Source organism: Thermogymnomonas acidicola JCM 13583 (assembly GCF_001316105.1).
GTDB lineage: Archaea > Thermoplasmatota > Thermoplasmata > Thermoplasmatales > Thermoplasmataceae > Thermogymnomonas > Thermogymnomonas acidicola.
Genome location: NZ_BBCP01000010.1, coordinates 64824 through 90804, shown reverse-complemented (window position 1 = coordinate 90804; position 25981 = coordinate 64824). Strand labels below are relative to the sequence as shown.

The window sequence follows — 25981 nt, the reverse complement described above, 5'->3', positions numbered from 1 at the left end:
TTCCCGCTACCGCGCCGTCCTGGTGGAATTCCATATCCAGCCTTCTTAAATCAGCACAACGGGCTACCTGAAATGCAGGCCCCCCCTCAGTTTCCCACCCTGGCGAAGATGCTCTCACTGGTGCTGTAACCGTTCACAACCCTCACGCTGGACGCAGCAATCCCCCCCCTGGCCTGGCCAGGGCTCCAGGACATACACCGACCCACTGGTAGTGTTCCTCTCGTAGGCGTCCCTCCAGAGGATGCCGTTGGGGGGGTAGGAGATGAAACCGGGCCCGAAGGACCTGAAGTGCAGGCCCTGGGAACCCGGGCCTTCCACCGTGACGACCATCTCAGAGACGTTCCCACCAGGGCCGTGGAGCAGTTCGACAGACACGATCCTTGCTCCTGAATCATGGACATGGAACGCAGGGAATGTGCAGACCGCGGCCACCGCTACCGCCACGGCGGCGTACCTGGCCACCCTGAGTACGCGCTGGCGCGTCCCCCCCTTCGAGGCCCCCCCTCCTGGCCTCTCCCAGAGGAATATCACGGGCACGAGGAGCATGGGCCAGAAGGCGAGGTAGTTGAAGAGAAGCCTGTAGTTGAAGAACATCACCAGGATCGGGAAGACAGGGAAAGAGAGGGCGAGACGCCTGAAGTCCACCGCATACAGTATGGCGAGGAGGGCCTCCAAGACGGCCATCAGCATGGTGAAGTAGCCCTTTGAGAGCAGGTAGATGCCGGTGAAGGAGATCAGGCTAGGCCCCCCCTGGCCGATCCAAATGAGTGCCCCCCCAGTCTCCGGCCTGGCTACCTCGCTGAGGAATGAGGCTGGAGAGGCGGCGATGTAGGGCAGGTCTATGGCCATGAAGGAGAGCACCGAGGAGAGGGCGAAGATGGCCGCCGACCTCCACCCACGCTGCCTGACCAGGTAGACCAGCATGAAGGGCGCCACAAGCAACGGTATCTGCTTGGCCGCAACGGAAAGGCCATAGGATACGCCTGAGGCGAGTGTGCTCCTCGCCATCAATATTTCTGAGAGCAGGAGGAAGAACACCCAGACGGTGTCCATGTCCCCGTTGGAGGCCAGTGAGACCAGTCCGAAGTCCATAAGGATCATGGCCACGGCGAGCGCACCGGCCCATGCCCCCTCCCTCTTCCATGCCACCATATATACGAGCACCAGGGAAACCAGAAAGAAGGTAAGGGGGGGCACCACGCCGGCATCTGCGTGCACGATGTCGAAGGGGGGGAGCATCACCAGAAACGAGAGTGCCGGGTAGTCCATGCCGCTGAAGAACCCGCCGGAGAGGAGGGGGGGAGTGAGGTCCGCCAGTGGCACGTGCTGCACGACCAGGGACTGCGCTATGTTTGCAGTGTAAGGGTCAATGCCCCCCCTGAGTGCCAGGTGTGAAGCGTAGTAGTCCAGGAAGATCTCGTCCGTCTGGAACTGGCCCGTCTGCGAGAGGTGCAGCCAGGAGAAGAGTACGACCAGGGCCATCAGGGAAGCAAATCCCGCCTGTTGCTTCTTTGCTGTCCATGCCGCGATGACTGCGGCAGAGGCTGCCACCGACACCGCTGTGACGGCATATGTGCCGAGTATGCGGAGGGCAGTGTTACCAGGAAAACGGTGAACGCCACCGAGGCCGGCGCTATGACCGTGGAGTACCTCAGCACGCTGTCCTGTCCAGTGTCAGGTGCAGGCCTCGAGGCCCTGAGGAATATGAAGAATGACATGAGGACGAGTGCCCAGCTCACTGCATCCGAGGCCATGTTCAGGTAACCGAATGAGACCCAGACAAGGTAGGAGGCGTACAGCAGCTGAACCGAGGCCGACCATGAGGAGTGGCCTGGCTACTGCGCTCCTCTGCATCATGGGGAGACCTCCCTTAGCACAACGTCCACGTGGCCACTGTACGGGGGGGCGCTCAGAGTAACATCTGCCAGGTACACAGGCACCACGAACTCCACCTGCCCCCCCTGGCTGCCCAGGTGGGGCCTCAGCACCAGGTCAGATATCCCATCACTTCCCCTGAGGGTATCGTTAATGGAACCATTGACAACGACGTATGTGCCAGGGGGGGGAGGAACCCTGTGGTGTAGTTACAGTACCCCGTGCCGGAAGATACTGGTTCCAGCTGCACATTCACCGGGGGGGAGAACGCCACAGGCCCTGAGTGCTGGCCCAGGGATATCAGTGTGAGGCCGTCCTCCTCAGAGACTATGCTGTATTCACCGCTGAGAAGGGCGTAGTTGAACCACGTCTGGAAGTAGGTGACTGCGCCAGGGGATATCACTGCCCCCCCGGGATAGAACCACTTGCTGTAAGGGTTTGCCAGGGAGTAGTTGAAGTCCAGCTCCGGCACCGGGCTCCAGGGCATGACAACGTTGTTGACCGTGGCGAGCTGCGGCTCATCGTTCTGCAATAGTACTGTCGTGCCTGGAGGCACCATGCGCACCATGGCCCACATGTAGGTGTCGTACTGCTTGGGTTCCATCTGTGACAGTGTGTATGGTGGTATTACATTTGACAGGTTAGGGTCGTGGCCATAGGTGTACTGGTAGGTGAAGGCCTCTCCCACGGGCTGAAGAGGGAGTAGGTTATGAGCGATACCGCAAGCACCGCGAACAGTGCATACTTCGCCCTGCCACTCCCGATCTTAGAGCGGAGGAAAGCGTAACCCTTTGCCGCTGAATATATGATGACCGGTGAGTATAGGGCAGGGTACTGGTAGAGCGTCACGGTGAAGTACGGCGTGTACGAGTAGGCTGCAACGAACAGGACGTATGGTATGAACATTATCGCCGATCTGGGCGACAGGAGGTACATGAACAGGGAGGTATGGACATGAGGATAAACCACATTACCTTCCTGGTCAGTAGGGGGGCCCCCAGGGTCGGAGACCATAGAGAGTATGGAGCCATGCCCACCGAGGTGGAGCCAGTTCAGCAGGTACCCCCCCGGCCCGAAGTAAAGCGATACTGCAAGGAATACAAGTGCACCTGCTGAGGCCGGCAGGACCGTGTACGGGATGCACCTCTTGCCCCCCCTGTACCGCCCCTCTATTACTGCGTAGACTGCGAAGGCGAACATGATCAGTGGCACCATGAGGTCGGTTATGGTTGCCAGAACAGCAGTGACGCCGAATAGCGCCTTCCTGTCTGAAACGTAGGCGTAGAGGCACAGCAGGAAGAAGGTGGGGGGGAAGAGCGCCATGAAGTGGAAGTCGAACCAGTTCACGCCCGCCAGTGGGAAGTAAAGCAGATAGGAGGAGGCAATGAGCAGGGCCTCCGTCTTCTCCATTCCCAGTTTCCTGGAGGCCAGGAACAGGGGGGGCACGGCCCCCCAGTGGGATCCAGATGGACTGGAAAACGAGGAGGAATTCAGGCCTTGGGTCTATGTCGTAGAACGGTGCAAGGACGAGGTAGATGAGCTTCTGCACCTGTATTGGCCTGGGATCCGCTGCGGTACCTATTATGCCGCCATGGAATGCCTTGTATATGGTCGCCGATGCAACGCCAAGGTCGAATACCGCGGCCCCCCCGAAGTGCAGGTACCTCATGAGCGAGATGTAAGACCAGACCGCGGAGTATACCGCTATCTCGGCGATGAGGATCCACTCTTGGTATCCCAGCTCCGGGCCACGGCACTGCATCTGAATTTATCAATATATGAGTTTTTGATAAAGTATGCTGAAATACAAAAGTGTCTACCTGCCTATCAGCCACCGTACGCTGCGGGCCTTATGTCCAGGGAACAGCCGGACACCGCACTCACCCGGAGTGACACGTTTCCCCCCCAAGGCCTGGCGTGACCTCAACGCTGAGCTGCATGGATGAGTCCTCCACCTGCCCCCCCTGGCTTGCGTTCACGTAGGAACCCTGTGAATCTATGAGCTCCACGCTCACTGGCGCCGTTGAGTTCACGGAGATAATGAAAGACAGAGTCCATGAGGCTTCCGTGCCATTCACACGGGTCTGGAGGTCGAGGTTCCCTGGCCCCCCCTCCGACACAGCCTCAAGGTAACCCGGATGATAATGGAAGACCCATGTGCCGTTGGAGTGGGCGAGCCAGCCAGGGTACGGGTCTTTGCTGTTGTACGTTGGGTAAGCCAGCTCAGGGTCACTGACCGGCGTAACACCGCTGACAGAGAGGCCGCCTGAGTTCAGGAAGGAAATGGAGGTGTTGTCGGTCACGAACAGCCTGAACGGTCTTCCGTCCGGGAGTAGGTCCACATAGCTCTGCGGGAAAATCGTCACGTTGTTATAACCAGGCCTGAGGAGGGCTCCCCTAGTATCCGCGGCACCCTTCATGGGGTCCGGTGTCCATATCAGGCCGTTTGCGTTCATGGTCTCGCCGTATGGTATTATCCTGAAGCCCACGTACGTGTCCTGCGTGCCCGTATACAGCACGGACACATCCATCTCTGTTATGTACCCTGTCACGTTGTAGGGGTCAGAGTAAGACCTTATGGATATCACCTTCAGGTCCTGGGATTTCTCGTATGCCTCCTGGGAGTGGAGGCCAAGTGGCACCGCAACAACAAGGATCAGAACGGCTATGGATGCGGCAAGCGCCTTCTTCCTTAGCGTGCCCGCAACCCTGTGCGCCCGCAACGGTTTCCTGCCCAGTGCAAGCATTGCCGCTGGTACGGACCACACAAGCACATATTCTGGGAGCACCCTGTAGTTCAGGAACATGACTATTGCAGGGAATACGACGAAAGAGAGGCGCAGTCTCTCGTACCAGAGGGCATAAGCGGTAAGGAGCATCGAGTAGGATGCGAACAGCGCTATGGTGAACACACGGGGGGGGCGATGCTTGCCAGGGCAAGGAATGAGAGCTCGGACACCCCGAAGCCCACCCCTATGGCCCCCCTGGCTCAGTGAGTGCTCCATTGCGTGTATGAAGGACCCTGGTGACATGGCCAGGAACGGCCCGTTTATCACCGAGAAAGATACTATGGAGAGGGCAAGGTACCTGATGAGGCCCTTCCTGCCATTCTCCCTGAAATGGAACACAGCGAGGAACGGGACAAGGAGGGCCGGTATCTGGTTGAACGAGGCCGCAAGCCCGCTGAAGATGCCGGAGATTGAGGGCCTCTCCGAGGACGAGAGGGAGAGTATGACGAACATTATCCATATGGTAGCCGAAGAGAAGTAGAAGGCAAAGCCCGCCAGCTCGGCGAATAGCGCGATGGAGAAAAGCATGAGGTCATACCTCTCCTCCAGGGCTATCCCGTTCTTGCGCATGTAGAGATAGTATGCTGTAAAGCTGACAGCCACAGGCACCTCGTATAGAACGAGGGGGTTCAGGTGCAGGGCCACCTCCAGCAAGAAATAGAGGGGGACTAGGCCAGGGTATATGAAGGCCGTGACGAAACCCCCCCCGTCCAGGGTAGGCGTGAACCAGAAGGTCGGGTAGCTGGATGATTGCAGGTAAGACCCTATCACTCCCGGCCTGTATGGGTCTTCACGGTGGAGTAGCGCGATGGCAGCATACCTGTCGATTATGACCTCATCCGTTATCCTCACCGGGTGGAAGTACCCAACTATGCTCAGCGCAGCGGCAATTGCAAGTGCCAGTGACAGGTAGGAGAGCCAGGTGGTCAGCCTCGAACCATAACTTTCTGAGGCGGAGAGCACTATGAGTGCTATGCCAGTGAGAAGAGGGACCATACAAGGGCAAGCGACGCAGTGTCAAGGTAGCCAAAGATGGCCCAGGAGACCCAAGCCAGGTTCATCGAGAAGAGGCCTGTGCCCAGGGGGGGAAGAAGCCTCCTGCTGACCGCGCCCTCCACCGAAGCCATCTGGTCAGTATTGCCTTGGACAAATTTCAAACTTACCCTCCGTTTCACCCCCCCGAAGGCCCGTCGTTCCGATAAAAGGCTTTATAATAAATACTGATAAATCATGAGAATGCCGATTTACGAAGTTGGGGAGCACGAGATACTCAGGGAAGAGGCGGAGGTCGTGGACGGGGAAACCGTTGTGGCGCAGGGGACACTCTACCTCACAGACAGGAGGATAATATACGAGAGGAGGGGCAGGAGGGGTCTCATAAGGGCGGTCCCCCCCCGAAGATAATCCTAGACGTTTACCTGTACGACATTTCCAACGTGAGCATTGCAGTCCCCAGGCTGAAGCTATTCACGAGGAAGGAGATGGAGATCGAGTACAGGAAGGACGGCCAGAAGAACAAGATCGTGTTCAGGCTCAGCGACCCGCAGAGGTGGGACACTGAAATAAGGAAGTGGATCAATGATGCCAAGATCAAGAAAGAGGAGGAGATGAAGAGGGAGGAGGAGGAAAGGCACAGGAGGGAGGTTGAGCTGGCCAAGGCCAGGGCCCCCAGGGCCAATATAGGCATGGCGTACTTCGGGAAGGGCCCGGCCCAGGGCCAGGAACAGAAGCCGCAGGATGCAAACGTGTATGATGCGGAGGTCAGGGACATAGAGGAGCCCAAGAGGCTGGGCGAGGAGAAGAGGCTGCCCCCCCAAAAGTGCCCAAGGTGCGGCTCCGACCTGCCGGCAGGTGCGAAGTTCTGCCCAAACTGCGGGCAGGAGCTCTAGGCGGGTATTCACTATTGTATGACTTCGTATTTTACCGACTAATATTTTAATAAAAGTAATTTGATCCCCCCCATCAAATGACGATGAAGAGGTTCGTTGTACTTCCTACATACAGGGAGGCACAGAGTCTCTCGAGCTCCTCATTCGACTGGCACCCTTCCAGGTGATCGTTGTAGACGACGAGACGGATGAGCAGACCATGGAGGTGGTGTCCAAGTTCGGGAATGTGACCCTCATATCAAGGCCAAGGAAGCAGGGCCTTGTTTCTGCCGTCATAGTTGGCATGCAGGAGGCTGTCCGCAGGGGTGCAGACTACGTGGCCGTGATGGACGCGGACGGACAGCATGACCCGGCATACCTTGAGGAAATGTTCACGTTTGCTGAGCAGAACCACCACGACCTCGTGCTCGGCTCGAGGTACATAAAGGACAGGAGGGCAGGCATAGTCGGGCTACCACTGATAAGGCGGATTATCTCCAGGGGGGCTAACCTCCTCTTCAGCATGAGCTTCGGCCCCCCCCGCGTAAAGGACGCGACCACAGGCTACAGGATATACTCCAGGGCTGCATGTGAGTACCTCATCGCCAACAGGCCCAGGCACGGCTCCTACACGGGCCAGGTCGAGATCGTTGACAAGGTCTACAGTGCAGGCATGAGCATAGCCGAGTACCCTATAATGTTCTATGCGAGGAGGGAGGGCCAGAGCAAGTTAAGGCTGAGGGACATAATCTCCTTCTACATCTTCGCCATAACGCATGGAAACCTCTGGAAGTACCTTGTTGTCGGTGCTTCAGGCGTGGTTGTGAGCGAGCTTGTCCTGTATGCGCTCTCGCTGCACATAAACTACATAGCAGCTGAGGTCCTGGCCATAGAGGTGTCCATAGTGAGCAACTTCATACTCAACGACAGGTGGACCTTCAGCAACAGGAGGCTTAAGAGGACTGTGAAGAACGTTGTGCTCAGGTTCTTCCAGCACAACGGGGCATCACTGCTCGCCAGCGCCATCAACTTCGCGGTCTTCATGCTCCTGGCGCTTGTGGGCATAAACATACTGCTGTCCAACTTTGTGGGGGGATCAACGCCGCCTTCGCATTCAGGTACGTTGTGTCCGCGCAGTTCATATGGAGCGGCCACTAACAATTTAATACTCACCTGGCTTTTTTGCTCGATGGAACTAAGGGAAGTGAAAAGCTACCTGGAGACCGGGGGGGCAGATGTGAGGAAGAGCCTTGATGCATCAGTGGTTCTCGAAACTGGAAAGATGATCGCTGATGCCATAAGGGACGGCGGCAAGCTCATCCTCTTCGGAAACGGTGGCAGCGCTGCGGACTCGCAGCACATTGCGGCCGAGCTGGTTGGCAGGTTCGAAAAGGAGGGTAGGCCTCTGCCGGCCATGGCCCTGACCACGAACACATCATCGCTGACGGCAATAGGCAACGACTACTCGTATGAAGAGGTGTTCAGCAGGCAGGTGCGTGCCTTTGCCCGAAGGGGCGATGTGGTCGTGGGTATCAGCACCAGCGGCAACTCCAGGAACGTGATAGCCGGGATCCAGGCGGCTAAGGAGATGGGCTGCAGGACCATAGGCCTAACGGGTTCTGGCGGAGGGAAGCTTCTCTCGCTTGTGGACGCCTGCATCAGGGTTCCCTCGGACAGGACATCGATAATACAGGAGGTGCACATAGCGATTGGGCACATATGGTCAAAGATCGTAGAGGACGAGCTTAGGTGAAAGGTTTTAATGATTTCCACAATCACAAGACGATGGAGAGCCTATCAGGGATGAATATCCTCGTGACAGGTGGTGCTGGGTTCATAGGTACCAACCTGGTGCTGTCGCTTGCAGGGGGGGAAAACAGGGTCACTGTCATAGACAACCTCCACACGGGCTCCGAGGAGAACCTGAAAGAGGTCAGGGACAGGGTGGAGTTCATCAGGGAGATGCCAAGGACGCCCCCCCTGCTTAAGCATGGCTTTGATCTCATATTCCACCTTGGCTTCTATTCCGCCTCGCCGATGTACAGGAACAACCCGATGCTCGTGGGCGAGGTGGTGAACGGCATGATCGGCATCCTGGAGCTGGCCAGGAGGGTGCAGTGCCCGGTTGTCTTCTCCTCCACGTCCTCAATATACAACGGAATTAAGCCGCCACACAGGGAAGACGCGCAGCCGCTGGTCACCGACTTCTATACAGAGGCGAGGATCGCAGCGGAGCGCATATCACAGCTGTACAACCAGCTCTACGACCTTAACGTTGCTGCGATGCGCTTCTTCTCGGTCTACGGAAAGTACGAGAGGGCCAAGAACGGGTATGCGAACCTTGCGACCCAGTTCCTCTGGGACATGAAGGCCGGGAGGCAGCCGGTCATCTACGGAAACGGGAAGCAGAGGAGGGACTTTGTGTATGCAGGGGATGTTGTGGAGGCCCTTGTCAGGGCTACAAAGGTGAAGGGCTTCAGGGTCTACAACGTGGGCTATGGAAAAAACTATTCCCTCAACGAACTGGTGGCGAAGCTGAACAGCCTCCTCGGCACAGAGATAGAGCCGAAGTACGTGCCGATGCCCATTAAGAACTACGTGATGGAAACACTTGCGGACACCAGCAGGGCGGAGAGTGAGATAGGCTTCAGGGCGAGGGTGGGCCTGGACGAGGGCCTCAGGATAATAAACGACTTCTATGGCAGAGTATGAAGAGGAGGATGATCATATCCAAGACGCCACTCAGGATAACGTTCACCGGTGGCGGCACAGACCTGCCTGAATACTACAGGAACTTCGGGGAAGGGGCGGTCATATCAGCGTCCATTAACAAGTATATCTACATAGTGGTGAACAAGAAGTTCGATGACAGGATAAGGGTGTCCTACTCTGTCACCGAGATAGTGGACAGGGTTGACCAGATAAGGCACCCCACCGTGAGGGAGGCCCTGAGGCTCCTCAACATCGACGGCGGGATAGAGATCGTGAGCATAAGCGACATACCTTCCACAGGCACTGGCCTCGGTTCCAGCAGCACCTTCCTCGTGGGCCTCCTCCATGCCCTCCACGCCTACAGTGGCGAGTACGTATCGCAGAGGGAACTGGCAGAGGAGGCCGTGAAGATCGAGAGGGAGATACTGCGGGAGCCGGGTGGTAAGCAGGACCAGTACATGGCCGCCTACGGCGGCATCCAGTTCCTGAAGTTCCTGCCAGACGAGAACGTCGTGGTGAGGCCCGTTATCATCCCTGAGGAGGCCAGGGAGAGGCTGTGGAGGTCACTCTTCCTCATGTACACAGGCATAGAGAGGCGCTCACAGGACATACACAGGGAGCAGTCATCAAAGGTGTCCGAGAACGTCGATTCCTACAGGGAGATGGTACGCATAACCGAGGAACTCTATAAGAGGCTCAGCAGAGGAGAAGTGGACAGCCTCGGTGAGAGCCTCCACAGGAACTGGATGCTGAAGAAGACACTGGCAGGGTCAATCAGCTCCGGTTGGATCGACGAGCTCTACGAGAGGGCCATGTCAAACGGGGGGGCCAGGGGGGGAGGCAAGCTAATAGGAGCCGGAGGGGGGGAGGATTCCTGCTATTCCATGCCCCCGGATGTTGATAGAAGGAATTTCGTTTCTAAGTTCCCGGAACTCAGGGAGGAGCCGTTCGCCTTTGACTACCAGGGGGGGAGCCAGATAATATTCGTCGGTGACTGAGGTCAGTAGAACCTGAAGTTCCTGTAGACCCTCATGAGGAGCGGGCCAATCCTCTCCGAACGCCTGCCGTGCGAGAGCCTCATGGCAACTATGGCCGCAAGCATGAATGGCACTGCGTGGAGGATTGGCATCCTCGTGTTCTCGTCGTGCGTCCACTCTATGCCGACCTCCCTCACCGTAGCGCCGAGCAGCATGGCGTTGTAGATCAGGGAGACGTCAAAGGTCCTATCCCTGACTGCCACCCTCTTGACGAGCTCCTTTGCAAGGTCCCTCGTCATGCACTTCATGCCACACTGGGTGTCCTTGACCCTTATTCCCAGGATCAGGAAGTTCAGGTAGTGGAACATTCTGCCCGCTATTATGTTCAGCAGTGGCTCCTTTTTCTTCACCCTGGAATCCCTCATCCACCTGGAGCCAACGATCATCTCCATGCCTCTTCCAAGCATATCGGTGAGCCTCTTGACCTCGTACCACGGAGTGGAGCCATCTGCGTCTGTGAAGCATATCTTTTCCGTCTCCGCCAGCTCCAGGCCCTTGAGCACTGCCCCCCCGCCCTTGCCCAGCCTCTTCGCGTCCCTGTAGACCTGGACCATGGGGGCCGAAGGACCTTGCGATCTCCTCAGTTCTGTCGTTTCCGTCAACAACAACTATTACCCTTGCCAGCGTATCCATGTTATCGATCAGGTCGCGCAGTGTCTTGCCGATCCTGTCCTCCTCGTTGTAGGCGGGTATGATAACAGTGACGTCCCTTTCTGACACTTCAACGTGATAATAATGGGTATTAAAATTTCTTACCCTGTTTTTGATCTCCAGTGCGAAATGCAACTTAATATATCGCTTTAGCCATCAGGGATGCATGCCGAGAGTTCTGGTCACTGGCTCCGCCGGGTTCATAGGCAGGCACGTTGTGCGTGAGGCTCAGGAGGAGGGGATACGAGGTAGCCGGCATAGACGTGGTACCGGCGAGGGGGCACGGACGTGGTGGATATAACGGACTTCAGAGCACTTGAGGAAAGGGTGAGGGGGTGCGAATATGTCATCAACCTGGCCGCGGTGACGTCGAATGTAGAGTTCGAGCGCGACCCCCCCTACAGGTGCTATTCTGTGAACGTGAACGGTTTCCTGAACGTGCTGGAGGCCAGCAGGAGGAACTCGGTCAGGAAGGTCGTCTATGCCTCCAGCGCAGCCGTTTACCTTGACAGCTTCTCCGAGAATGTTGTGATAGACCACAACAGGCAGAGGAACCACTATGCAAAGAGCAAGCTGATGAACGAGATGCATGCGGCCTCTTACAGTGACATATACGGCCTCAGGTGCGTGGGCCTCAGGCTCTTCAACGTGTTCGGGCCAGACGAGAACCAGAAGGGCGACTATGCCAGCATTATATCCAGGTTCCTCAGGGATCACGAGGAGGGGGGAAGGACCTTATAGTATATGGTGACGGTACCCAGGCCAGAGACTTCATTCACGTGGACGATGCCTCTAGGATCATAATGGACATCCTGGAGAGGGGGGGAGAGGAGAGCGTATACAACGTCGGGACAGGGAGGAGCCACAGGTACATTGATATTGCGAGGGCAATAGACAGGGAGAGAATCAGGTTCGTCCCGAACCCCCCCCTGCGTAGCTACCAGATGCTCACGAGGCTGATGTCACCAGGCTCCGGTCCGTCTCGGACCTCTCTGGGCTCACCGATCCCTTCGAGTACATAGGGGCGGCGCTCTCCAGGCGTCCGGGCCAGGGAGCATGAGTTTCCGGAGGGGGATGGGCCTGTGGTGCAGCGTCCTCTCTTTAGGTGTAAGAACTGAACCTGCGGGGAAAGTGGAAAATCCAGGGATTGAGGTGGAGGAGCCAAACCCCCCCTGGGGGCCGTATATTTGGACTCCTGTTCACGCAATATTTATATATTTTGTTCTTTTCAAATAGGTGTTATGGTGGAGATTTCAGGTTTCCTCCTGTTGATCGTAGCCCTCGTTGACGGCCTGCTTTTTGGCCTCGCGATCAAGAAGGGCATACTCTCATTCGTCCTCCTAATAATAGCGATGTTCATAGCGGCCTACGTGGGGTTTGCCTTTGTGCCCCCCCATGTCTCCATAAGCTCGCTGGCCTCAAGCGTCATGCCCTACGTCAAGCAGTACGTGGGAGAGGTAACCAAATCCCTGAGCCTGGGCTTTGGGGGGATCGCTCTCCCTCACCGTGGTGCTCTTCCTGATAGGCCTCGGGATAGCCTCTGGAAAGGATGATACCACATAACCATGTAAGGGGTCAAACTTTACCTCTGGAGAACGTTCCCTGAATAAAACTCTGCTTTCTCTGTTCTTTACCCATCCTAGTGGATAAAATAGATGGGTGCGTGCCAGTCAATCACTCTTGGCCCTGGGGCTCTCCTGTGGCGCCCTCGCTCAGGGCCTTTATTAGCTTGTCGAGTTCCTGGTCCTCGGCACTGCTTTCTGTGGCCTTGACCTGCCCACCCGAAATTGATGAGAGCAGCTTGCTGATCCTCTCCTCGTTGCCTGAGGAGTTCTCGTAGACTGCATTGCTGATCATGTCCAGCTGGCTGGAAAGCGTCTCCTGTATCCTCTGCGAGGTGTTCACGATCCTCTCCATGTCCTGCTGCATCTGCAGGACCTGCTTCTCAGAGAGCTGGCTCTTCACCAGGTCCTCCTGACCCTTCCTTAGGGATGCCCATACCTTCTGGTTGATCTCCGCATACTGCAGTGTGAGGTTTATGTTCTCGAGCATCAGCTTGTAGTCGTTCAGCCCCCCCCTTATGGTGCTCTCCACCATGATGATGTTGCCCGCAAAGACCTTGGCCTTCTCCATGTTGCCGGTCTTGAGGGCCAGCTTGGCACTCTGGATGTTCTGCTCCTTGTTCTTCTCAAGCTGCCTTATGGCCCTGTCTATCTCTGCCTTCCACTGGCTTATCCTTGTCCTCCTCTCCATCATCTTCTCTTCTTCGCTTTTACCTATCTTGATTATAGACATTAGAACCTGCCCCCCCTGGCCCTGTGATAATAAACGATACTACATTATAAATCTTTAGTGAGGCAGAATTCAGCGATCCTTTCGCACCCCCCCTGACCCTGGCCGCTGCACGGTCATGCGATTCAGGTACACGGGAGTGCACCGTCGGGCAGCCATCAACCCTCCTGGTATGCAGGTTGTCCAGTGTCACAGCGGTCGGCGATTCACCACCTATATATGATTCCCCATGGGTTTAATGCATTGAGTCACCTCGGGGGGGCCACACACTGTTCCCCCACCATGGAGCACACAGCATCATGGTTCCAATTTGCACCTCCGACCATATCAGGCGCACGCAGAGCTATTTTGGAGAGTATGATGCCCTAACAGTATGGTGTGCCACAGGCCCTGTTGCCTGGGGGGGTTGCACCCCCCCCGCTGCGGGCATGGCTTGCCGATCCTTTTACTCCACTTTGGGGGGGCAACTTTTTAATTTGAGCCATGTTACCTATACAGGGTAGTGCTGATGAGTCTCCTGATACTGGACACGCTCCGTTACTTTGACGGAGAGATCAACGAAAACAAGGTCTCCAGGCTGTGCGTCACAGTGGCCAAGAAGCTCCTGGGCCAGGCGTACAACATACCCAACTACGCCATGGTCTCTGGAAGGATACAGGAAATATCGGTGTCCCCCCCTGACACAGAGAGGGTGACGGAGGCCTTGGTAGCGGGGGGGAGGGAGAGGCTCAACGGGTCAAAGTTTGAGGGCTTCTTCCTTTCATCTGGATCAGGGCAGAGGGACTACCTGCTCTTCACACCAAAGCTGGCCTCAACGCTCAGGGAGTACGCGATTTTCCCTGAGGAGTACGAGATGAAGATCGAGGTGGAGGTTGTGTCGTTCAAGATGAAGAAGCTGAAGGTCTACACCAAGGGAACCGTGATAGACAACGCGGTAATGAGGGGGAGGGGGGGAGCCTGTCTGACAGCGGATTCTGGAAAGATACTCAGTGTCCTGGAGAGTGCCAGGAGGGAGGAAAGCCTGGGTCACCTTGAAAGGGCCAGGGACCTCTACCTGGCAGCTACACCCTGATGCTGGAGGCTGCCAGCCAGGCCCCCCCTCCCCCGGGGGAGAGGGAGAGGAAGATAGAGCAGTGCGAGGCCATACTGAAAGCCTACAGGAGGGCCGGTGGCTCGAGGGTGCCGGCCATGGGAGGGGGGGCCCAGGAAAGGCACGAGGGAAAGGAGGAAAGTGTAAAGGAGGGCGAGGAGATCCTGGAGGAGATAGGGCTGGAGAAGCCGCAGATACCCAGGGTAACCTTCGAAGACGTCGCTGGCCTCGAGGACGTCAAGAGGGAGATCCTGGCGAAGCTGATCTACCCCCCCATGCGTTTCAGGGAGCTCTCCAGGGAGTACAACGTCCAGTTCGGGGGGTGGCATGCTCCTCTACGGGCCACCCGGCACGGGAAAGACGTTCATCGCAAAGGCCATTGCTAACGAGGCCAACGCCAGGTTCATAAGCGTGAACCCCTCCGCCCTCTACAGCCAGTGGTTCGGCATGTTCGAGAAGAACATAACGAAGCTGTTCAGGCAGCACAGCTCCTGGCGCCATCCATAATATTCTTCGACGAGATCGATGCCATCGTGCCCAAGAGGGAGAAGTCCGGATCTGATGCGGCCAGGAGAGGGGTTGCGCAGCTGCTGAACGAGGTAGGTGGCATAGGTTCGCAGAAGAACAGGGACATCTTCATACTGGCCGCCACCAACAACCCCTGGGAGATCGATGAGGCAATGCTGAGGCCCGGGAGGTTCGACATAAAGATCTTCGTCCCACCACCCGACAGGGAGGCGAGGAAGAAGATCTTCCAACTGAACCTATCCAAGGTGAAGCACCTTGGCCCGGTGGACTACGACCTCCTCTCAGCGGCCTCGGAGGGTTACAGCGGCGCGGACATAGAGTTCATATGCAAGAAGGCGGCCCAGGAGGCCTTCCTCAGGGCAGTAAAGAACGGGAGCCCTAAGCCCGTTGAGACCCAGGACCTCCTCGATGTCATGAGGTCAATAAAGCCCTCAATAGATTCCAGGCTGCTCGAGAGATACAAAGCCTACTCGACCTGATCGAGTGTGCCCTGCACAGCATCGCCTGAGGGGAATATGGACGGTGTGAGGAGGCCGGCCTCAACGAGGTCGAAGACTGTGTAGTATGCCTTTGTCCTTGTGATACCTTCTGGCCTTGTGAAGGAGCGGAAGTTGAAGCAGAGCCTGCACCTCGTAGGGTATGACATCAGGAGCAGGCACTCACCGTCCTGTGGTATATGCAGCTCCTGACAATGGTCCCGTCCATCACCCATCAACCCTGCTGAATAGGAGGTCCTGGAGAGGCCCGATGGAGGGGGCCTATGGACCTTTCCATGAACTCAACGAGTGTTACGTTCATGAAGTTCATGTATTCCACATCACGCCTGGAGAGTAATGAGGATATCATATTCAACGTTTGCTGCACCATTTCACCGTTGTTCCTTAGGCTCGCACTGTAGTACTGCGCCAGGAGGCCGAACATCGCCAGCGTGGGTACCCTTTCCATGCACTCCTCCCCCCCGGGATCCTGTCTGGCACGCCCCCCCGTTCAGCAGTGATGCCAGGGCCTGCATGGCCTCTCCGACCTTCTGGCCATAGTAATCTGAGGTCGAGGAGGCTGCCTGCACAGCCAGGGACGCCACCTCCATGGCATCCTGTACCATGCCACGCCTGGTGAAATAGCATGCCCCCCCGAGCGCATAGAAAGTCGGGAGGAACTCGTCCGTTATCCCGTACCTGGCCTTGAACCTCTGCGGCCTCTGCAGTGGCACTGAGAGGAGGAGTGCCCTGGACAGATCCTCCATGGCCATGGCTATTTCGGCCCAGTCCCTGTTGCCCAGGTTGTCCGCAAGGGTGCGCGATATGGAGGAGTGCTTCAGGGCCTCCTCATACCTCCCGTGGTCTATGTGGAAGTGCGCAGCGAAGCGGTTGAACAGGTAGCCCACCGTCTTGTCCTCCGCCATGTGGAGCAGCCTTTCCGCGTCCTTCATGTATGAGAGGCTCTCGTTGTCCCTGCCCAGCATGTGGTAGAGTTCACTGATGTTGTATGAGGCGTAGAGCCTGGAGACAAGGTCTCCGGCCCGGAAGGAGTCGTTTATGATCTCTGTGAGCTTGCCAATGGCTTCCACAAAGTTCCCGGAGAAGCTGTCCACTATGGCTATGTTGTTGAGCGTGCGAAGTACCGACATCCAGTCGCCCAGCTCCCTCTTAATCTCGAGCGCCTTCTCGAAATATGGCCTCGCCTTCTCGTACTGAAGCTGTTCCGCAAACACCGATCCACACAGGTTCAGGGCGTGCCCCAGCGTCTCCCTGTCGCCTGCCCTCTCAGCCATTTCCGCAGCCTCCCTGGCGAGCGACAGGGCTATGTCGTACTTTTTGCTCCTGAAGTAGGCCTCACCCAGGATCTCCACCACCCTCTGGCTCCTTGCGCCAGGCGTCATGCCCTCTATGAACTTTATGGCGTCGGAGAACCTGCCCAGCGATATAAGGGACAGCGCGTAGCGGGACACCGATGCTCCATGTCCACCTCCTCAAGCCTCTTCGATTCTATGCATGCTATGGCATCTTCGTACCTGCCTGTCTCATAGAGGCAGTCACACTCCATGAAGTCGAGGAGCCTCCTGACGCCAGGATCGTCGACGTGCTTCCTGAGTCTCTCTATGAGTGCTGGCGCCTCAGATATGTCATCCAGTTTGCCCACGAAGAGCCTGTAGTTTTTCCTCACAAAGTCCTCGCACTGCTTCCTCTGGTCGGAGCCGGCGAGGATCCTGACCTGGAGCCTTATCGGAAGCCTGTCCATGATGCCTGAGGCCAGGGCCCTCTCCGCAAGTGTCCTCTTCACTGCAGCGGTCATCCTTTCCAGGAATATGGAGGCCACCTGCCTGGACACGACCTCGTAAGAGGTGCCGACCTCCCTCACCAGGCCCTTTGAGACCAGTGAATCTATGGCAGATGCCAGCTGGGCCCTGTCCATGCCGGAGAGGAGGGAGAGCGTTTCGATGTCCACGGGCATCTCGATGAAGGAGAGGATCTCAGCCACCCTCCTGTCCACATCGTTCAGGGAGGAGTAGACGTTGTGGTAGTATATCTCCAGCCTCGGGGGCACGGGAGATACCTGAACTTTGCCTCCTCCAGGTGACCTTCCTCATCTATTATTCCGAGGCTCCTGTAGTAGCTTATTGCGTACCCCCCCATCCAGCTCAGGTCGTGTTGATGACCTTCCAGAGCTCGTTGAAGAAGTAGAGTGGGAGCCTGAGGCCCATGGCGCCTGCCATGGCCACCATGTCCTCGAACTCCGCCTGCCTGAGCGCTATAATGTTGGCCCCTCGGAACACCTGCAGCACTGCGGACATGTCCTGCCACTGCCCGGGCACCAGGGAAAAGAAGGCAACTGTGAAGACCTGGCTCCTGTCCAGCATTGATGTGACGTGCAGGAACGTGTCCAGGCCAGCTGCGTCCATCTCACCCAGGCCGTCGACCAGGATGACGCACTCCTTCCCGGAACCTGCCATCTCGGCAAATTCCCTGTAAACCCTGTCCAGGTCCCTTTCCGCGTGCCTTTCAAACCAGGCATCCAGGATTGAGTTATAGAGGGAGAGCCTGTCAAGGCCCTGCCTGTGCCTGGACACTATGACCTTCGTGCCCTGGCCCCTGAGTGAGTTCTCCAGGACCTCCAGCATCAGATCAAGCCGCAGCCCCTTCCACCGAAAACTATGTACGTGTTACCCTGGCCCCCCCGCCCTTCTTGAGGTCCTGTAGCAGGAAGTTGTAAGCCTGCTTCACTGCCAGCCTAAGTTCCATGTGCTATTGTCTTAAGTGGCGTGATAGATATATTTTTTTCACACACGTGTCGCATGCAGGCCTTCGATCCCTTCCAGGCAGGCTGGAGAATCCTAGTCCGCCAGAAGGTCAAACGAAATTCTATCTTCCCGCCCACAGGGGGGGTGCAGCGAAAGGGTGGAGGAGGGCCCAGGGGACATGCAGTGCAGTATCAGAGCGTTATCCTCCTTCCGCTCTCCACCAGCCTGCTCCGCCCGAACTCCTCCATCCTGTCGAGCTCATCGATGCTGAACACGGGACCGTCCCTGCAGAGCTGGTAGCCACCTATGGAGCAGGAATCGCAGAGGCCTATGCCGCACTTCATGAGCCTCTCCAGGGAGAACTCGACCCTTGCGTTCACCTGCCTGGACCTGAGCTCTCTGTATACAGAGAACATCATCCTCTCTGGCCCGCACACGTATATCTCCGTGAACCCTGACAGGTCAAAGGTCCTCAGGAAGTCAACGGTGTTCCCTTTGAAGCCCTCGCTGCCGTCATCGGTTGTGACGTGCACCCTGCCTGGCTGGAACGCGTCCCTGAAGATCAGGTCATCCTTTGACCTTGCGGATATGATCGCGTGGGCCCTGGGCCCAACCATGGGCCTGAGCGAGGCCATCCCCCCCGATCCACCCCCCTATCAGCAGATACTGTCCTGTGGGCCTGGTGAAAGGCCTGCCGTATGGTCCCCTCAGGTAGATCCTGTCTCCCGGAGACATCCTCGTTATGGCCTCCGAGACTGGGCCGAAGCTCTTTATCGTGATCGACTTGGTGTGGTCTGTGCTGGAGAGGGAGAGTGGGATCTCGCCCAGCCCGGGCACCCAGACCATGACAAACTGCCCAGGCTCCACCTTCCTCTCCCACTGGAACCAGAGTCCTCACTCCCCTGCCCTCCTCCTTCACTCCCGAAACGGTTGCGTATTCGTAGCTCACTGGAGGGCCACCCCCCCCTTCATTTCGCCTATGCCCTGTAACCCTCCTCCTCCATGAACTTCTCCAGTTCACAGAGTATGGAAGAGAAGATGCCGGGTCCGTTCCTCCACAGTGCAGTCCCTATCTGCACCGCGTCGGAACCTACCATTATGTACTCCACCACGTCCTCGAACCCTGATATCCCACCCACCCCCCCCACGATGGGTATGTCCATGGCCTTCCTCACCTCGTACACGCACCTTATCCCCCCCACGGGCTTAATGGAGGGCCCGGAGAGGCCGCCAAAACCATTCGAAAGGACAGGCCTCCTGGCACGTATGTCCACGGCCATGGCCCTGACGGTGTTGATCAGCACAAGCCCGTCCGCGTCGGAGGCTGCCCTGGCGATCTCCACCAGGTCGGTCACGTTGGGCGACAGCTTTGCAAACACCGGTACGGACGAGACGGACTTCACAGCCTGCACAACCCTCTTCACAAGGACCGGGTCGCTCCCCCCCACCTCAGAGCCGACACCCTTCACGTGTGGGCAGGAGAGGTTCAGCTCTATGGCGCTCACACCGAAGGACTGCATTCTCTCCGCAAGCCTGGAGAAGCCTGCCTCATCAGGAGCGAATATGCTCCCGATTATCGGCTTCCCGGCCCTCCTCGCAATCTCTATCTCGTGCCCATACTCCTCAATGCCAGGGTTTGCCAGTCCGATGGCGTTCAGCATGCCTGACTGGAGGGGGGGATGTACGACAGGTGGCCTGTAGCCGTTCCTCTCCTCCTCCCCCCCAATGGACTTTGTAACCGCCGCGGACGCCCCCCCCGAACGGAGGACACGGAGCATTGAGTAACCGTTCTCGTCGAGTATGCCGGAGGCAAGCATGAGCGGGTTCTCCAGCCTCAGGCCGGCTACCTCTGTGCTAAGATCGGCGAACATTTATTGGTCATTTTCAGGGCCATATTAACAGTTAGGTGGGATCCGATTACCCGCAATAATTTCACTGCAGGTAGGGCACTGCACCCTCCGGAAAGTCCTCAATGTTCTTCACGCCCTCCCTGATGACCGGTGGTCCTGCGTTGTAGAGCGTGCGGAAGGCGATGTCGGTCTGGCCCAGGCTGAAGAAGTCACCGCCTCCAAGGCGTATGAACTCGTCCACCAGGTTACGCGAAACAAGGCTCAGGACCACGGAATCCGAAACCTGCATGAAGCCGGAGAGTAGCCTGCTGTCAACATCCCTGCCAACCACAACCCTGGAAGCGCCAGAGACCAGGGTGTCTATGAGGTCCTGCACCCTCGCTGGCATGTTGAGCACAGTGACCTCACAGAACCTGGATATTTCCCTGTAGAAGTGGAAGGAGAGCTTGTACCTGGTGAGGGCGTCCATGTCCACGAGGAATACCTCGTCTATGTCCATGTAGAGGAGGTCCTCTGGCTTACCGATGCCCATGAGGCGGTTCCGGCTCACTGTTACGCACTTTACGAACAACCAGAGGGTTAGTGCCATTTACTATGATAAGTTTTTCCAGGCGCAGGTGGAGGGGGGGCGAGCATGATAATAACTGTCATTTCGCTCCGTAACTGCATGGCCTGCATGTCACACGCAGTGCAAAGATATCCACATTTTCCTTGATCCTGCTCGTGCAAGAGATGTGGGGGGGTCCTTTCGCACCATGCCATTGGGAATTATTATATATGTACATGTATTTGTTACGTTATGATGGAAGTCACCAAATCACTCACGCTCAAACTTGATAAGATCGCTGTCCCGATGGCACAGGGGGGGGACAGGTCTCCTGTGGCGCTCAGGATAGCCTTTGACCTTGCCCAGAGGTTTGGCTCGGAGGTGACCGCCTTCACAGTGAAGGAGGAGAGCAGGGAGATAACCTGGAGCGACAAGGTGAAGATGGTCACCAGGGCATTCCAGGAAGGCAAGGAGAGGGGGGGGATCAAGGTGGTGCCGAGGGTTAGGACCTCCGGGAGCGCCAAGGAGGGTATAGTGGAGGAGATAAACTCGCACTCATACGACCTTGTCCTGATAGCATCGCAGAAGCGCTCCCCCCTCTCTCCACCGCACTATTCGGCAGCATAAGCGACTACGTGATAAAGAATTCGAACACCATAACTGCAGCAGTGAGCACCCACGGGAACAACTACCCTTACAAGCGCATCCTTGTCCCGGTATCGGAGGGCCTCAACACAAGGGTCAGCGTGCTCTTTGGCCTCTACCTCAAGCTAGTATCAGGTTCAAGCATACTCCTGGCGGACATGAGGAGGTTTGACAAGAAGAGGACACACGGCTTCCAGTCACTGTTCGAGCATATGGAGCAGGTGTACGAGAGGTTCGGGCCCGAAGTGTCGGTGACAAGGGGGGGCGGCCTGGAGACGAACCTGAGGAACGAGGTGCACAGGATGATCGAGGACACAGGCTCAGACTGTGTTGTCCTCGGTGTCAGGCCGGACAGGTACGGCAGGATAAGGGTCAAGGCCGAGCTTAAGTCTGTTGTCAAGGAGAGCCAGGTTGACACCATACTGATCAAGAGGTGAATCTACCGGAGGACAGGGACGCAGGGCCCACAATGCCTGCGTCCATCAGCAGCTTTATTATCTGCACGTTCAGCCAGACCACGTTGACATAGTATGTCCCGAAGAGGGGGGGGAAGTTCTGCTGCACTGAGGAGTTGACAAGGCCGTACAGGTATGCAGAGGCCTCCCGCCTCGACATGTGCAGCGATGTGTTGGATAGGAGGAGGGATAGGTTGGTGGAGACCCTGGGGGGGATCTGGAGGTACGCACCCTGCACCGGTATATCCGGGTCAAGGCCAGAGGCCGAATAGGATACCATGGCGTACGGTATCTGCGACACGTTCACGCCCGGGTTCTCCTCAAGGAACTCCTCTATATACTTTATGGTCAGGTTCGTCAGCTCCGGGTTCCCGGGAGAGTACGGGTAACTGCCAGACTGTGATAGGTTGTAGCCTATGGCAGAAGGCCTGGGATGGAAGAAGATAGAGGAGTTAAAGGCCTCCGCCAGAAGGTAACTGCCGTACACGTGCCCGTCTATCTCCACCGGGTACCCCCTCTGCCTGGAAGGGCTCGACCTGCTGTGTGAGGAGGGATATGGCAGTAGGCACAACAAAGCCGAAGATGAAGAGGAAGGCCACCACAAAGGCGAACACCCTTGCGTACTCAGAGGGCTTCACCAGTGGACACCCCCCAGCACCATGAGCACGTATATGATCTTTATCGCTACGAAGGGCGTTATCACGCCACCTATGCCATAGATCAGTGTGTTCCTCCTCAGCAGCTCGTTCAGCGATGACGGCCGGAACCTGACTCCCCCCCTGAGCGCCAGTGGGATCAGGGCCACGATGATCACTGTGTTGAATATGAGAGCCGCGGTAATTGCCACCAGCGGGTCTGTGAGGCCCAGTATGTTGATGAAGCCCAGCTGCGGGAACATGTAGAACATGGCGGGTATGATCACGAAGTACTTCGAGACATCGTTTGCGATGCTGAACGTTGTCAGCGAGCCCCCCCTTGTTATGAGGATCTGCTTCCCTAGGAATATGACGTCCATCAGCTTAGTGGGGGTCGTTGTCCAGGTCTATCATGTTCGCCGCGTCCTTGGCCGCCTGCGTGCCGTTGTTCATGGCCAGCCCCCCCACGTCTGCCTTGGCCAGGCAGGGGCATCGTTCGTGCCGTCCCCCCCGACCATGGCCACCATGCGCTCCTTTGACTTCTCAGACAGCACCACCTGGTACTTGTCCATGGGGGGGTGCTGTTGGCCACATACTCGTCTATGCCGCTCTCCCTTGCGATGTACTGCGCTGTTATCTCGTCGTCGCCCGTGCACATTATCGTCTTTATGTTCATCCTCTTCAGGCTGTCCAGCCTCTCCTTTATGCCTGGCTTGAGCACGTCGTTAAGTTCGATGACGCCCAGGAACCTGCCGTTCCTCACCACGGGCAGCGCCGTGCCTCCCCTCATGGATATCTCCTTGCAGAGCGCCTCTATGAACGTGTCCTCCAGGCCATAGTTCTTCTTCAGTGTCTTCAGCGCACCCTTCACGATGTAGTCGCCGTCCCTGGAAATGCCGCTGAACCTCGTCTCCGCTGAGAAGGGCTGGAACTCGTATCCCTGGAGTTCCTCTGGCCTAACGTCCACACCCTCCCTCCGCGCCAGCCTGACTATGGACATGCCCTCCTTCGTCTGGTCCTGCAGGGAACACATGAGGCAGGCCCTCACGAACTCACTGTAGTCAACGCCGTTGTTCGGGAAGAACCTCACCGCCTCCCTCTCGCCTATTGTCACTGTGCCCGTCTTGTCCAGTATTATCGTATCGATGTCGCCCGCGTTCTCCACCGCCCTGCCGCTCTTCGCGATTATGTTGTACTCCGATACCTTGTTGATGGCCGCTATGCCTATGGCCGGCAGCAGGGCCCCCCCTATCGTTGTCGGTATCAGGGCGATGAGGAGGACGATCAGGATCATGATGTTGCTCTCTATGCCCACGAACCTGGCCTCGGCAAATATTGCGCTCACGACCACCAGGAAGACCAGTGTGAGGCCGGACAGGATTGAGGAGAGGGCTATCTCGTTAGGCGTCTTCTCCCTCGTTGCACTGCTCACCAGCTCGATCATCCTGTCTAGGAAGGTCTCTCCAGGGTTGGCGGTCACGCGCACCCATATTTTGTCCGTGACGAGTACTGTCGAGCCAGTCACTGTGTCACCGAGTACCTTCAGGACAGGCCTGGACTCGCCAGTTATGTTTGCCTCGTTCACGTAGCCGGAGCCCTTCACGATCTCTCCGTCTGTTGGTATCACCTCGTCCTTGTTCACCACCACCACATCGTCCTTCCTCAGTTCAGTTGACTTCACATCGACCGTGACGTCACCGCTGACCTTGTGTGCCGTGACCTCCTTCTTCAGGCGCCTCAGTGATTCCGCTATCTTCCTGCTCTTGCCCTCTGACATGGCCTCGCTTATATTGCTGAACAGGAGTGTCAGGAAGAGCAGCACGGTCACGGCAACGTAGAAGTGGGGGGGGATACGCGCCTGTAACGGGCAGGTCGAAGATTGCTGGCCTCAGAGTTGCGACAAGCGCAACAACGAAGGAGGCCTCCGTTAGGAACATCACTGGGTTCCTGACCTCATACCTGGGGGGGTCGAAGTCCCTGAGCGTTATCAGGCAACATCCTTCATATCCTTAAGAGAGACCACTTCAGCACCTCGAAATTGAAGAGTTTAGCCCATGAGAGTATCGGGCCAAGGACCAGCATTGGAAGAAGGATAGCAGGCCGATTAGTAGCATCACCGAGAAGAGGAGGAAGCCGAAGAGCTTCGTGCCCGGGTCTATGGCCCTCTCCCCCCCTGCACCTTGGCCTTCTGCGTTGAGAACGAGTATGCTATGACCAGCTGGAAGCCTATCAGGAGGTAGCGGCCAAGGAGCATTATCACCCCATCCAGGTAGTTGAAGTAAGGGCTGTTCGTTGCGAAGCCGCCCATCTCGGAGCCATTGTTCGCAGCCGATGTGGCGAACTCGTAGAGCAGCTGCGTGATCTGGTCAGGCCTGGAGTTCACGAACGTCGACATTACGCCAGGCAGCATGAGGGTGATACCGAAAGGCACTATGACCAGGAGCGGGTGTGTGACGAGGGAGAGCGTTGAATATCGGATCTCCTTGGAGCCTATCTTGAGTGTGAGGAGTTCCGGGAGCTTGCCCACCATCAGGGATGATATGAACATGGTGAAGATCACGTAAGTGAATATATTTAGGACGGACGTCCCGACGCCGCCAAGGGGGTCGTTGAGGAGCAGAGGTATCAGGATGCCCAGCACCCCCCCGGCGGGCGTGTATGATATTATCGAGCCGTTCGCCGCGCCTGTGGATGTCATGGTGGCACCCACCTGGAAGATCGTGCTCTGCGACAGCCCTATTGCGGTCTCCTTGCCCAGCATGTTGCCTGTGAAGAGCGTCCCCAGCGAGGTTATCTGTGGCACCCCGAAGTACTCGCCGAAGAAGGAGAGGTAAGCGCTGAAGAGGTAGAAGGCCATTATGACGGAGTAGAGGATGAGGCCGAACTTCCTGCTCTCGAACACCCTCCCAAGTGAGAGGATAGAGGCCATAGGTATCAGGTTAAATGACACGTATTCCACTATGTTCGTGGCCCAGTCGGGGTCCTCGAACGGGTACCCGGCATTCGCTCCGTAGAAGCCACCGCCGTTCGTGCCTATGTTCTTTATGGCCTCCAGCGAGGCAACAGGGCCCAGGGGGGGCACCTTCACAGCGCCCTTTGAGAAGAACGGTGTCACAAGGAGGTAAGTGTGCACCGTCTCTGGCACGCCCAGCGCTATGAGAAGCGCAGTCACAACAAGTGTGGCCGGCAGCACCACCTCGAAGAAGGCCACGAGGAAGTCGTGGTAGAAGTTCCCCAGGTGCCCCTTGTCCGTCAGTATGCCCCCTGATGAATGCCATTGAGACAGCGAAGCCCAGCGTGGGCGAGAAGAACATGAGGCCAATTATCACGAACGTCGTGCTGAAATAGGTCAGGTCAAATGGGTTGGAGTAGTGCTGAAGGTCCGTGTTTGTCAGGAAGCTGGTGACCGTGTTGAAGGCCAGTGAGACGGTCATGTGGTTGTTCGCATAGGAAAATGGCAGGTCCCGCTGGAAGACCAGCAGGAGGAAACACACAGTGCCTGCAAATGCAGAGACAAGCAGGACTGCCTCCAGGTACTCCCTCAGCCTCATCTCCCTCCTGACCACTGGGCCCAGCATCCTCTCAAACAGCGCTATGGCCCTGCTGGAATACCCATGGAGTACTGTCCTCTCCTCCTGTAGACCTTGGCTATGTGGCCGGAGAACAGGTAGGCTGAAACCGATACGATTAATAAATATATGAGGATAATAAGGGAGCCCGACAACAACCTGTTCTCGAGAAAGAGCTGTGTCCAGAAAGACATCAGAGA

The 25981-nt window shown here is 57.0% G+C and carries 25 protein-coding genes and 6 pseudogenes; 13 read left to right on the top strand and 18 right to left on the bottom strand.

Annotation, left to right across the window (positions count from 1 at the left end; translation table 11 throughout):
• Window positions 1-114: 114 nt before the first annotated feature.
• The gene (locus tag JCM13583_RS09435) at window positions 115-1551 is read right to left on the bottom strand and encodes a hypothetical protein (protein WP_162509736.1); all 1437 of its coding nucleotides are present in this window, start codon (window positions 1549-1551) and stop codon (window positions 115-117) included.
• A gap of 60 nt (window positions 1552-1611) precedes the next feature.
• On the opposite strand from JCM13583_RS09435, the gene JCM13583_RS14185 reads away from it, so the two are divergent.
• Window positions 1612-1764, top strand: coding sequence for a hypothetical protein (locus JCM13583_RS14185; protein ID WP_171823563.1), 153 nt, complete (start codon window positions 1612-1614; stop codon window positions 1762-1764).
• A gap of 217 nt (window positions 1765-1981) precedes the next feature.
• Here JCM13583_RS14185 and JCM13583_RS09430 read toward each other — a convergent pair whose 3' ends face one another.
• From JCM13583_RS09430 to JCM13583_RS14180, 4 genes are all read right to left on the bottom strand, one after another.
• A complete protein-coding gene (locus tag JCM13583_RS09430; RefSeq protein WP_075057495.1) occupies window positions 1982-2479 on the bottom strand; it encodes a hypothetical protein in 498 nt (165 codons plus the stop codon).
• Between the two features lie 23 nt (window positions 2480-2502).
• On the bottom strand, window positions 2503-3321 hold the full coding sequence (locus JCM13583_RS09425) for a DUF2079 domain-containing protein (RefSeq protein ID WP_075057494.1): 819 nt from the start codon (window positions 3319-3321) through the stop codon (window positions 2503-2505).
• Between the two features lie 434 nt (window positions 3322-3755).
• Window positions 3756-5660 carry a hypothetical protein gene (locus tag JCM13583_RS09420; protein WP_075057493.1) on the bottom strand — a complete coding sequence of 635 codons (1905 nt, stop codon included), beginning with the start codon at window positions 5658-5660 and terminating at the stop codon, window positions 3756-3758.
• Complete coding sequence (locus JCM13583_RS14180) at window positions 5636-5791, bottom strand: hypothetical protein (RefSeq protein ID WP_171823562.1); 156 nt, start codon at window positions 5789-5791, stop codon at window positions 5636-5638. The genes JCM13583_RS09420 and JCM13583_RS14180 overlap by 25 nt, the downstream gene beginning before the upstream one ends.
• A gap of 109 nt (window positions 5792-5900) precedes the next feature.
• Here JCM13583_RS14180 and JCM13583_RS14175 point away from each other — a divergent pair, with 109 nt between their 5' ends.
• The 5 genes from JCM13583_RS14175 (at window position 5901) to JCM13583_RS09390 (ending at window position 10242) form a co-directional block, all read left to right on the top strand.
• Window positions 5901-6068 carry a hypothetical protein gene (locus JCM13583_RS14175; RefSeq protein WP_171823561.1) on the top strand — a complete coding sequence of 56 codons (168 nt, stop codon included), beginning with the start codon at window positions 5901-5903 and terminating at the stop codon, window positions 6066-6068.
• 32 nt (window positions 6069-6100) lie between these two features.
• Window positions 6101-6553, top strand: coding sequence for a zinc ribbon domain-containing protein (locus tag JCM13583_RS09415; RefSeq protein ID WP_075057492.1), 453 nt, complete (start codon window positions 6101-6103; stop codon window positions 6551-6553).
• Window positions 6554-6716: 163 nt separating this feature from the next.
• Entirely contained in the window at window positions 6717-8285 is a 1569-nt protein-coding gene (locus tag JCM13583_RS13065; protein WP_162509735.1) for an SIS domain-containing protein, read from the top strand.
• A 50-nt stretch (window positions 8286-8335) separates the two neighbouring features.
• Window positions 8336-9244 (top strand): NAD-dependent epimerase/dehydratase family protein, encoded by a 909-nt coding sequence (locus JCM13583_RS09395; RefSeq protein WP_075057500.1) that lies wholly within the window; start codon window positions 8336-8338, stop codon window positions 9242-9244.
• A gap of 8 nt (window positions 9245-9252) precedes the next feature.
• Complete coding sequence (locus JCM13583_RS09390; protein ID WP_075057499.1) at window positions 9253-10242, top strand: kinase; 990 nt, start codon at window positions 9253-9255, stop codon at window positions 10240-10242.
• Between the two features lie 2 nt (window positions 10243-10244).
• Here JCM13583_RS09390 and JCM13583_RS14170 read toward each other — a convergent pair whose 3' ends face one another.
• Window positions 10245-10484, bottom strand: coding sequence for a hypothetical protein (locus JCM13583_RS14170; RefSeq protein ID WP_171823560.1), 240 nt, complete (start codon window positions 10482-10484; stop codon window positions 10245-10247).
• Window positions 10468-11001: a glycosyltransferase family 2 protein gene (locus JCM13583_RS09380; protein WP_075057490.1), complete on the bottom strand. Its 534-nt coding sequence runs from the start codon at window positions 10999-11001 to the stop codon at window positions 10468-10470. Before JCM13583_RS09380 ends, JCM13583_RS14170 begins: the two co-directional genes overlap by 17 nt.
• Window positions 11002-11098: 97 nt before the next feature.
• Between JCM13583_RS09380 and JCM13583_RS13060 the strand changes: the two genes are divergently transcribed.
• The 4 genes and pseudogenes from JCM13583_RS13060 (at window position 11099) to JCM13583_RS09365 (ending at window position 12495) form a co-directional block, all read left to right on the top strand.
• Window positions 11099-11233 (top strand): NAD-dependent epimerase/dehydratase family protein, encoded by a 135-nt coding sequence (locus tag JCM13583_RS13060; protein ID WP_162509734.1) that lies wholly within the window; start codon window positions 11099-11101, stop codon window positions 11231-11233.
• Window positions 11221-11673, top strand: a complete 453-nt coding sequence (locus tag JCM13583_RS09375) for an NAD-dependent epimerase/dehydratase family protein (protein WP_075057489.1) — start codon at window positions 11221-11223, stop codon at window positions 11671-11673. Before JCM13583_RS13060 ends, JCM13583_RS09375 begins: the two co-directional genes overlap by 13 nt.
• A complete protein-coding gene (locus JCM13583_RS09370; protein WP_075057488.1) occupies window positions 11556-11954 on the top strand; it encodes an NAD-dependent epimerase/dehydratase family protein in 399 nt (132 codons plus the stop codon). The genes JCM13583_RS09375 and JCM13583_RS09370 overlap by 118 nt, the downstream gene beginning before the upstream one ends.
• 219 nt (window positions 11955-12173) lie before the next feature.
• Window positions 12174-12495 (top strand): annotated as a pseudogene (locus JCM13583_RS09365) (hypothetical protein).
• A gap of 111 nt (window positions 12496-12606) precedes the next feature.
• On the opposite strand, the gene JCM13583_RS09360 reads toward JCM13583_RS09365, so the two are convergent.
• On the bottom strand, window positions 12607-13227 hold the full coding sequence (locus JCM13583_RS09360) for a Snf7 family protein (RefSeq protein ID WP_075057487.1): 621 nt from the start codon (window positions 13225-13227) through the stop codon (window positions 12607-12609).
• A 934-nt stretch (window positions 13228-14161) separates the two neighbouring features.
• Between JCM13583_RS09360 and JCM13583_RS09355 the strand changes: the two are divergent.
• Window positions 14162-15321: pseudogene (locus JCM13583_RS09355) on the top strand (AAA family ATPase).
• On the opposite strand, the gene JCM13583_RS09350 reads toward JCM13583_RS09355, so the two are convergent.
• From JCM13583_RS09350 to JCM13583_RS09320, 7 genes and pseudogenes are all read right to left on the bottom strand, one after another.
• A complete protein-coding gene (locus tag JCM13583_RS09350) occupies window positions 15309-15554 on the bottom strand; it encodes a hypothetical protein (protein WP_075057486.1) in 246 nt (81 codons plus the stop codon). The pseudogene JCM13583_RS09355 and the gene JCM13583_RS09350 sit on opposite strands and share 13 nt — an antisense overlap.
• Before the next feature lie 156 nt (window positions 15555-15710).
• On the bottom strand, window positions 15711-16790 hold the full coding sequence (locus JCM13583_RS09345) for a tetratricopeptide repeat protein (protein ID WP_075057485.1): 1080 nt from the start codon (window positions 16788-16790) through the stop codon (window positions 15711-15713).
• Window positions 16736-17386 carry a hypothetical protein gene (locus JCM13583_RS09340; protein WP_075057484.1) on the bottom strand — a complete coding sequence of 217 codons (651 nt, stop codon included), beginning with the start codon at window positions 17384-17386 and terminating at the stop codon, window positions 16736-16738. The genes JCM13583_RS09345 and JCM13583_RS09340 overlap by 55 nt, the downstream gene beginning before the upstream one ends.
• A gap of 94 nt (window positions 17387-17480) precedes the next feature.
• The gene (locus JCM13583_RS09335) at window positions 17481-17960 is read right to left on the bottom strand and encodes a hypothetical protein (protein ID WP_075057483.1); all 480 of its coding nucleotides are present in this window, start codon (window positions 17958-17960) and stop codon (window positions 17481-17483) included.
• 311 nt (window positions 17961-18271) lie between these two features.
• Window positions 18272-18926: pseudogene (locus JCM13583_RS09330) on the bottom strand (dihydroorotate dehydrogenase electron transfer subunit).
• A 131-nt stretch (window positions 18927-19057) separates the two neighbouring features.
• Entirely contained in the window at window positions 19058-19951 is an 894-nt protein-coding gene (locus tag JCM13583_RS09325; RefSeq protein WP_075057482.1) for a dihydroorotate dehydrogenase, read from the bottom strand.
• A 61-nt stretch (window positions 19952-20012) separates the two neighbouring features.
• The gene (locus tag JCM13583_RS09320) at window positions 20013-20501 is read right to left on the bottom strand and encodes a hypothetical protein (RefSeq protein ID WP_162509732.1); all 489 of its coding nucleotides are present in this window, start codon (window positions 20499-20501) and stop codon (window positions 20013-20015) included.
• Between the two features lie 228 nt (window positions 20502-20729).
• On the opposite strand from JCM13583_RS09320, the gene JCM13583_RS13055 reads away from it, so the two are divergent.
• Together JCM13583_RS13055 and JCM13583_RS13050 are read left to right on the top strand one after the other, a co-directional pair.
• A complete protein-coding gene (locus tag JCM13583_RS13055) occupies window positions 20730-21104 on the top strand; it encodes a universal stress protein (protein ID WP_162509731.1) in 375 nt (124 codons plus the stop codon).
• 8 nt (window positions 21105-21112) lie between these two features.
• Window positions 21113-21559, top strand: a complete 447-nt coding sequence (locus JCM13583_RS13050) for a hypothetical protein (protein ID WP_162509730.1) — start codon at window positions 21113-21115, stop codon at window positions 21557-21559.
• Here the strand turns inward: JCM13583_RS13050 and JCM13583_RS09310 are convergent.
• From JCM13583_RS09310 to JCM13583_RS09300, 3 pseudogenes are all read right to left on the bottom strand, one after another.
• Window positions 21549-22191, bottom strand: a pseudogene (locus JCM13583_RS09310) (potassium-transporting ATPase subunit C). The gene JCM13583_RS13050 and the pseudogene JCM13583_RS09310 sit on opposite strands and share 11 nt — an antisense overlap.
• A 20-nt stretch (window positions 22192-22211) precedes the next feature.
• A pseudogene (gene kdpB, locus JCM13583_RS09305) lies at window positions 22212-24149 on the bottom strand (potassium-transporting ATPase subunit KdpB).
• 64 nt (window positions 24150-24213) lie between these two features.
• Window positions 24214-25975: pseudogene (locus JCM13583_RS09300) on the bottom strand (potassium-transporting ATPase subunit KdpA).
• Between the last annotated feature and the right edge of the window lie 6 nt (window positions 25976-25981).

Excerpts from the sequence above, each read along its gene's own strand:
- JCM13583_RS09430 (WP_075057495.1), bottom strand. The coding sequence starts at position 2,479 with ATGGAACCCAAGCAGTACGACACCTACATGTGGGCCATGGTGCGCATG.
- JCM13583_RS09420 (WP_075057493.1), bottom strand. The coding sequence starts at position 5,660 with ATGGTCCCTCTTCTCACTGGCATAGCACTCATAGTGCTCTCCGCCTCA.
- JCM13583_RS14180 (WP_171823562.1), bottom strand. The coding sequence starts at position 5,791 with ATGGCTTCGGTGGAGGGCGCGGTCAGCAGGAGGCTTCTTCCCCCCCTG.
- JCM13583_RS14175 (WP_171823561.1), top strand. The coding sequence starts at position 5,901 with ATGCCGATTTACGAAGTTGGGGAGCACGAGATACTCAGGGAAGAGGCG.
- JCM13583_RS09395 (WP_075057500.1), top strand. The coding sequence starts at position 8,336 with ATGAATATCCTCGTGACAGGTGGTGCTGGGTTCATAGGTACCAACCTG.
- JCM13583_RS09390 (WP_075057499.1), top strand. The coding sequence starts at position 9,253 with ATGATCATATCCAAGACGCCACTCAGGATAACGTTCACCGGTGGCGGC.
- JCM13583_RS13060 (WP_162509734.1), top strand. The coding sequence starts at position 11,099 with ATGCCGAGAGTTCTGGTCACTGGCTCCGCCGGGTTCATAGGCAGGCAC.
- JCM13583_RS09360 (WP_075057487.1), bottom strand. The coding sequence starts at position 13,227 with ATGTCTATAATCAAGATAGGTAAAAGCGAAGAAGAGAAGATGATGGAG.
- JCM13583_RS09350 (WP_075057486.1), bottom strand. The coding sequence starts at position 15,554 with ATGGGTGATGGACGGGACCATTGTCAGGAGCTGCATATACCACAGGAC.
- JCM13583_RS09335 (WP_075057483.1), bottom strand. The coding sequence starts at position 17,960 with ATGCTGGAGGTCCTGGAGAACTCACTCAGGGGCCAGGGCACGAAGGTC.
- JCM13583_RS09325 (WP_075057482.1), bottom strand. The coding sequence starts at position 19,951 with ATGTTCGCCGATCTTAGCACAGAGGTAGCCGGCCTGAGGCTGGAGAAC.
- JCM13583_RS13055 (WP_162509731.1), top strand. The coding sequence starts at position 20,730 with ATGATGGAAGTCACCAAATCACTCACGCTCAAACTTGATAAGATCGCT.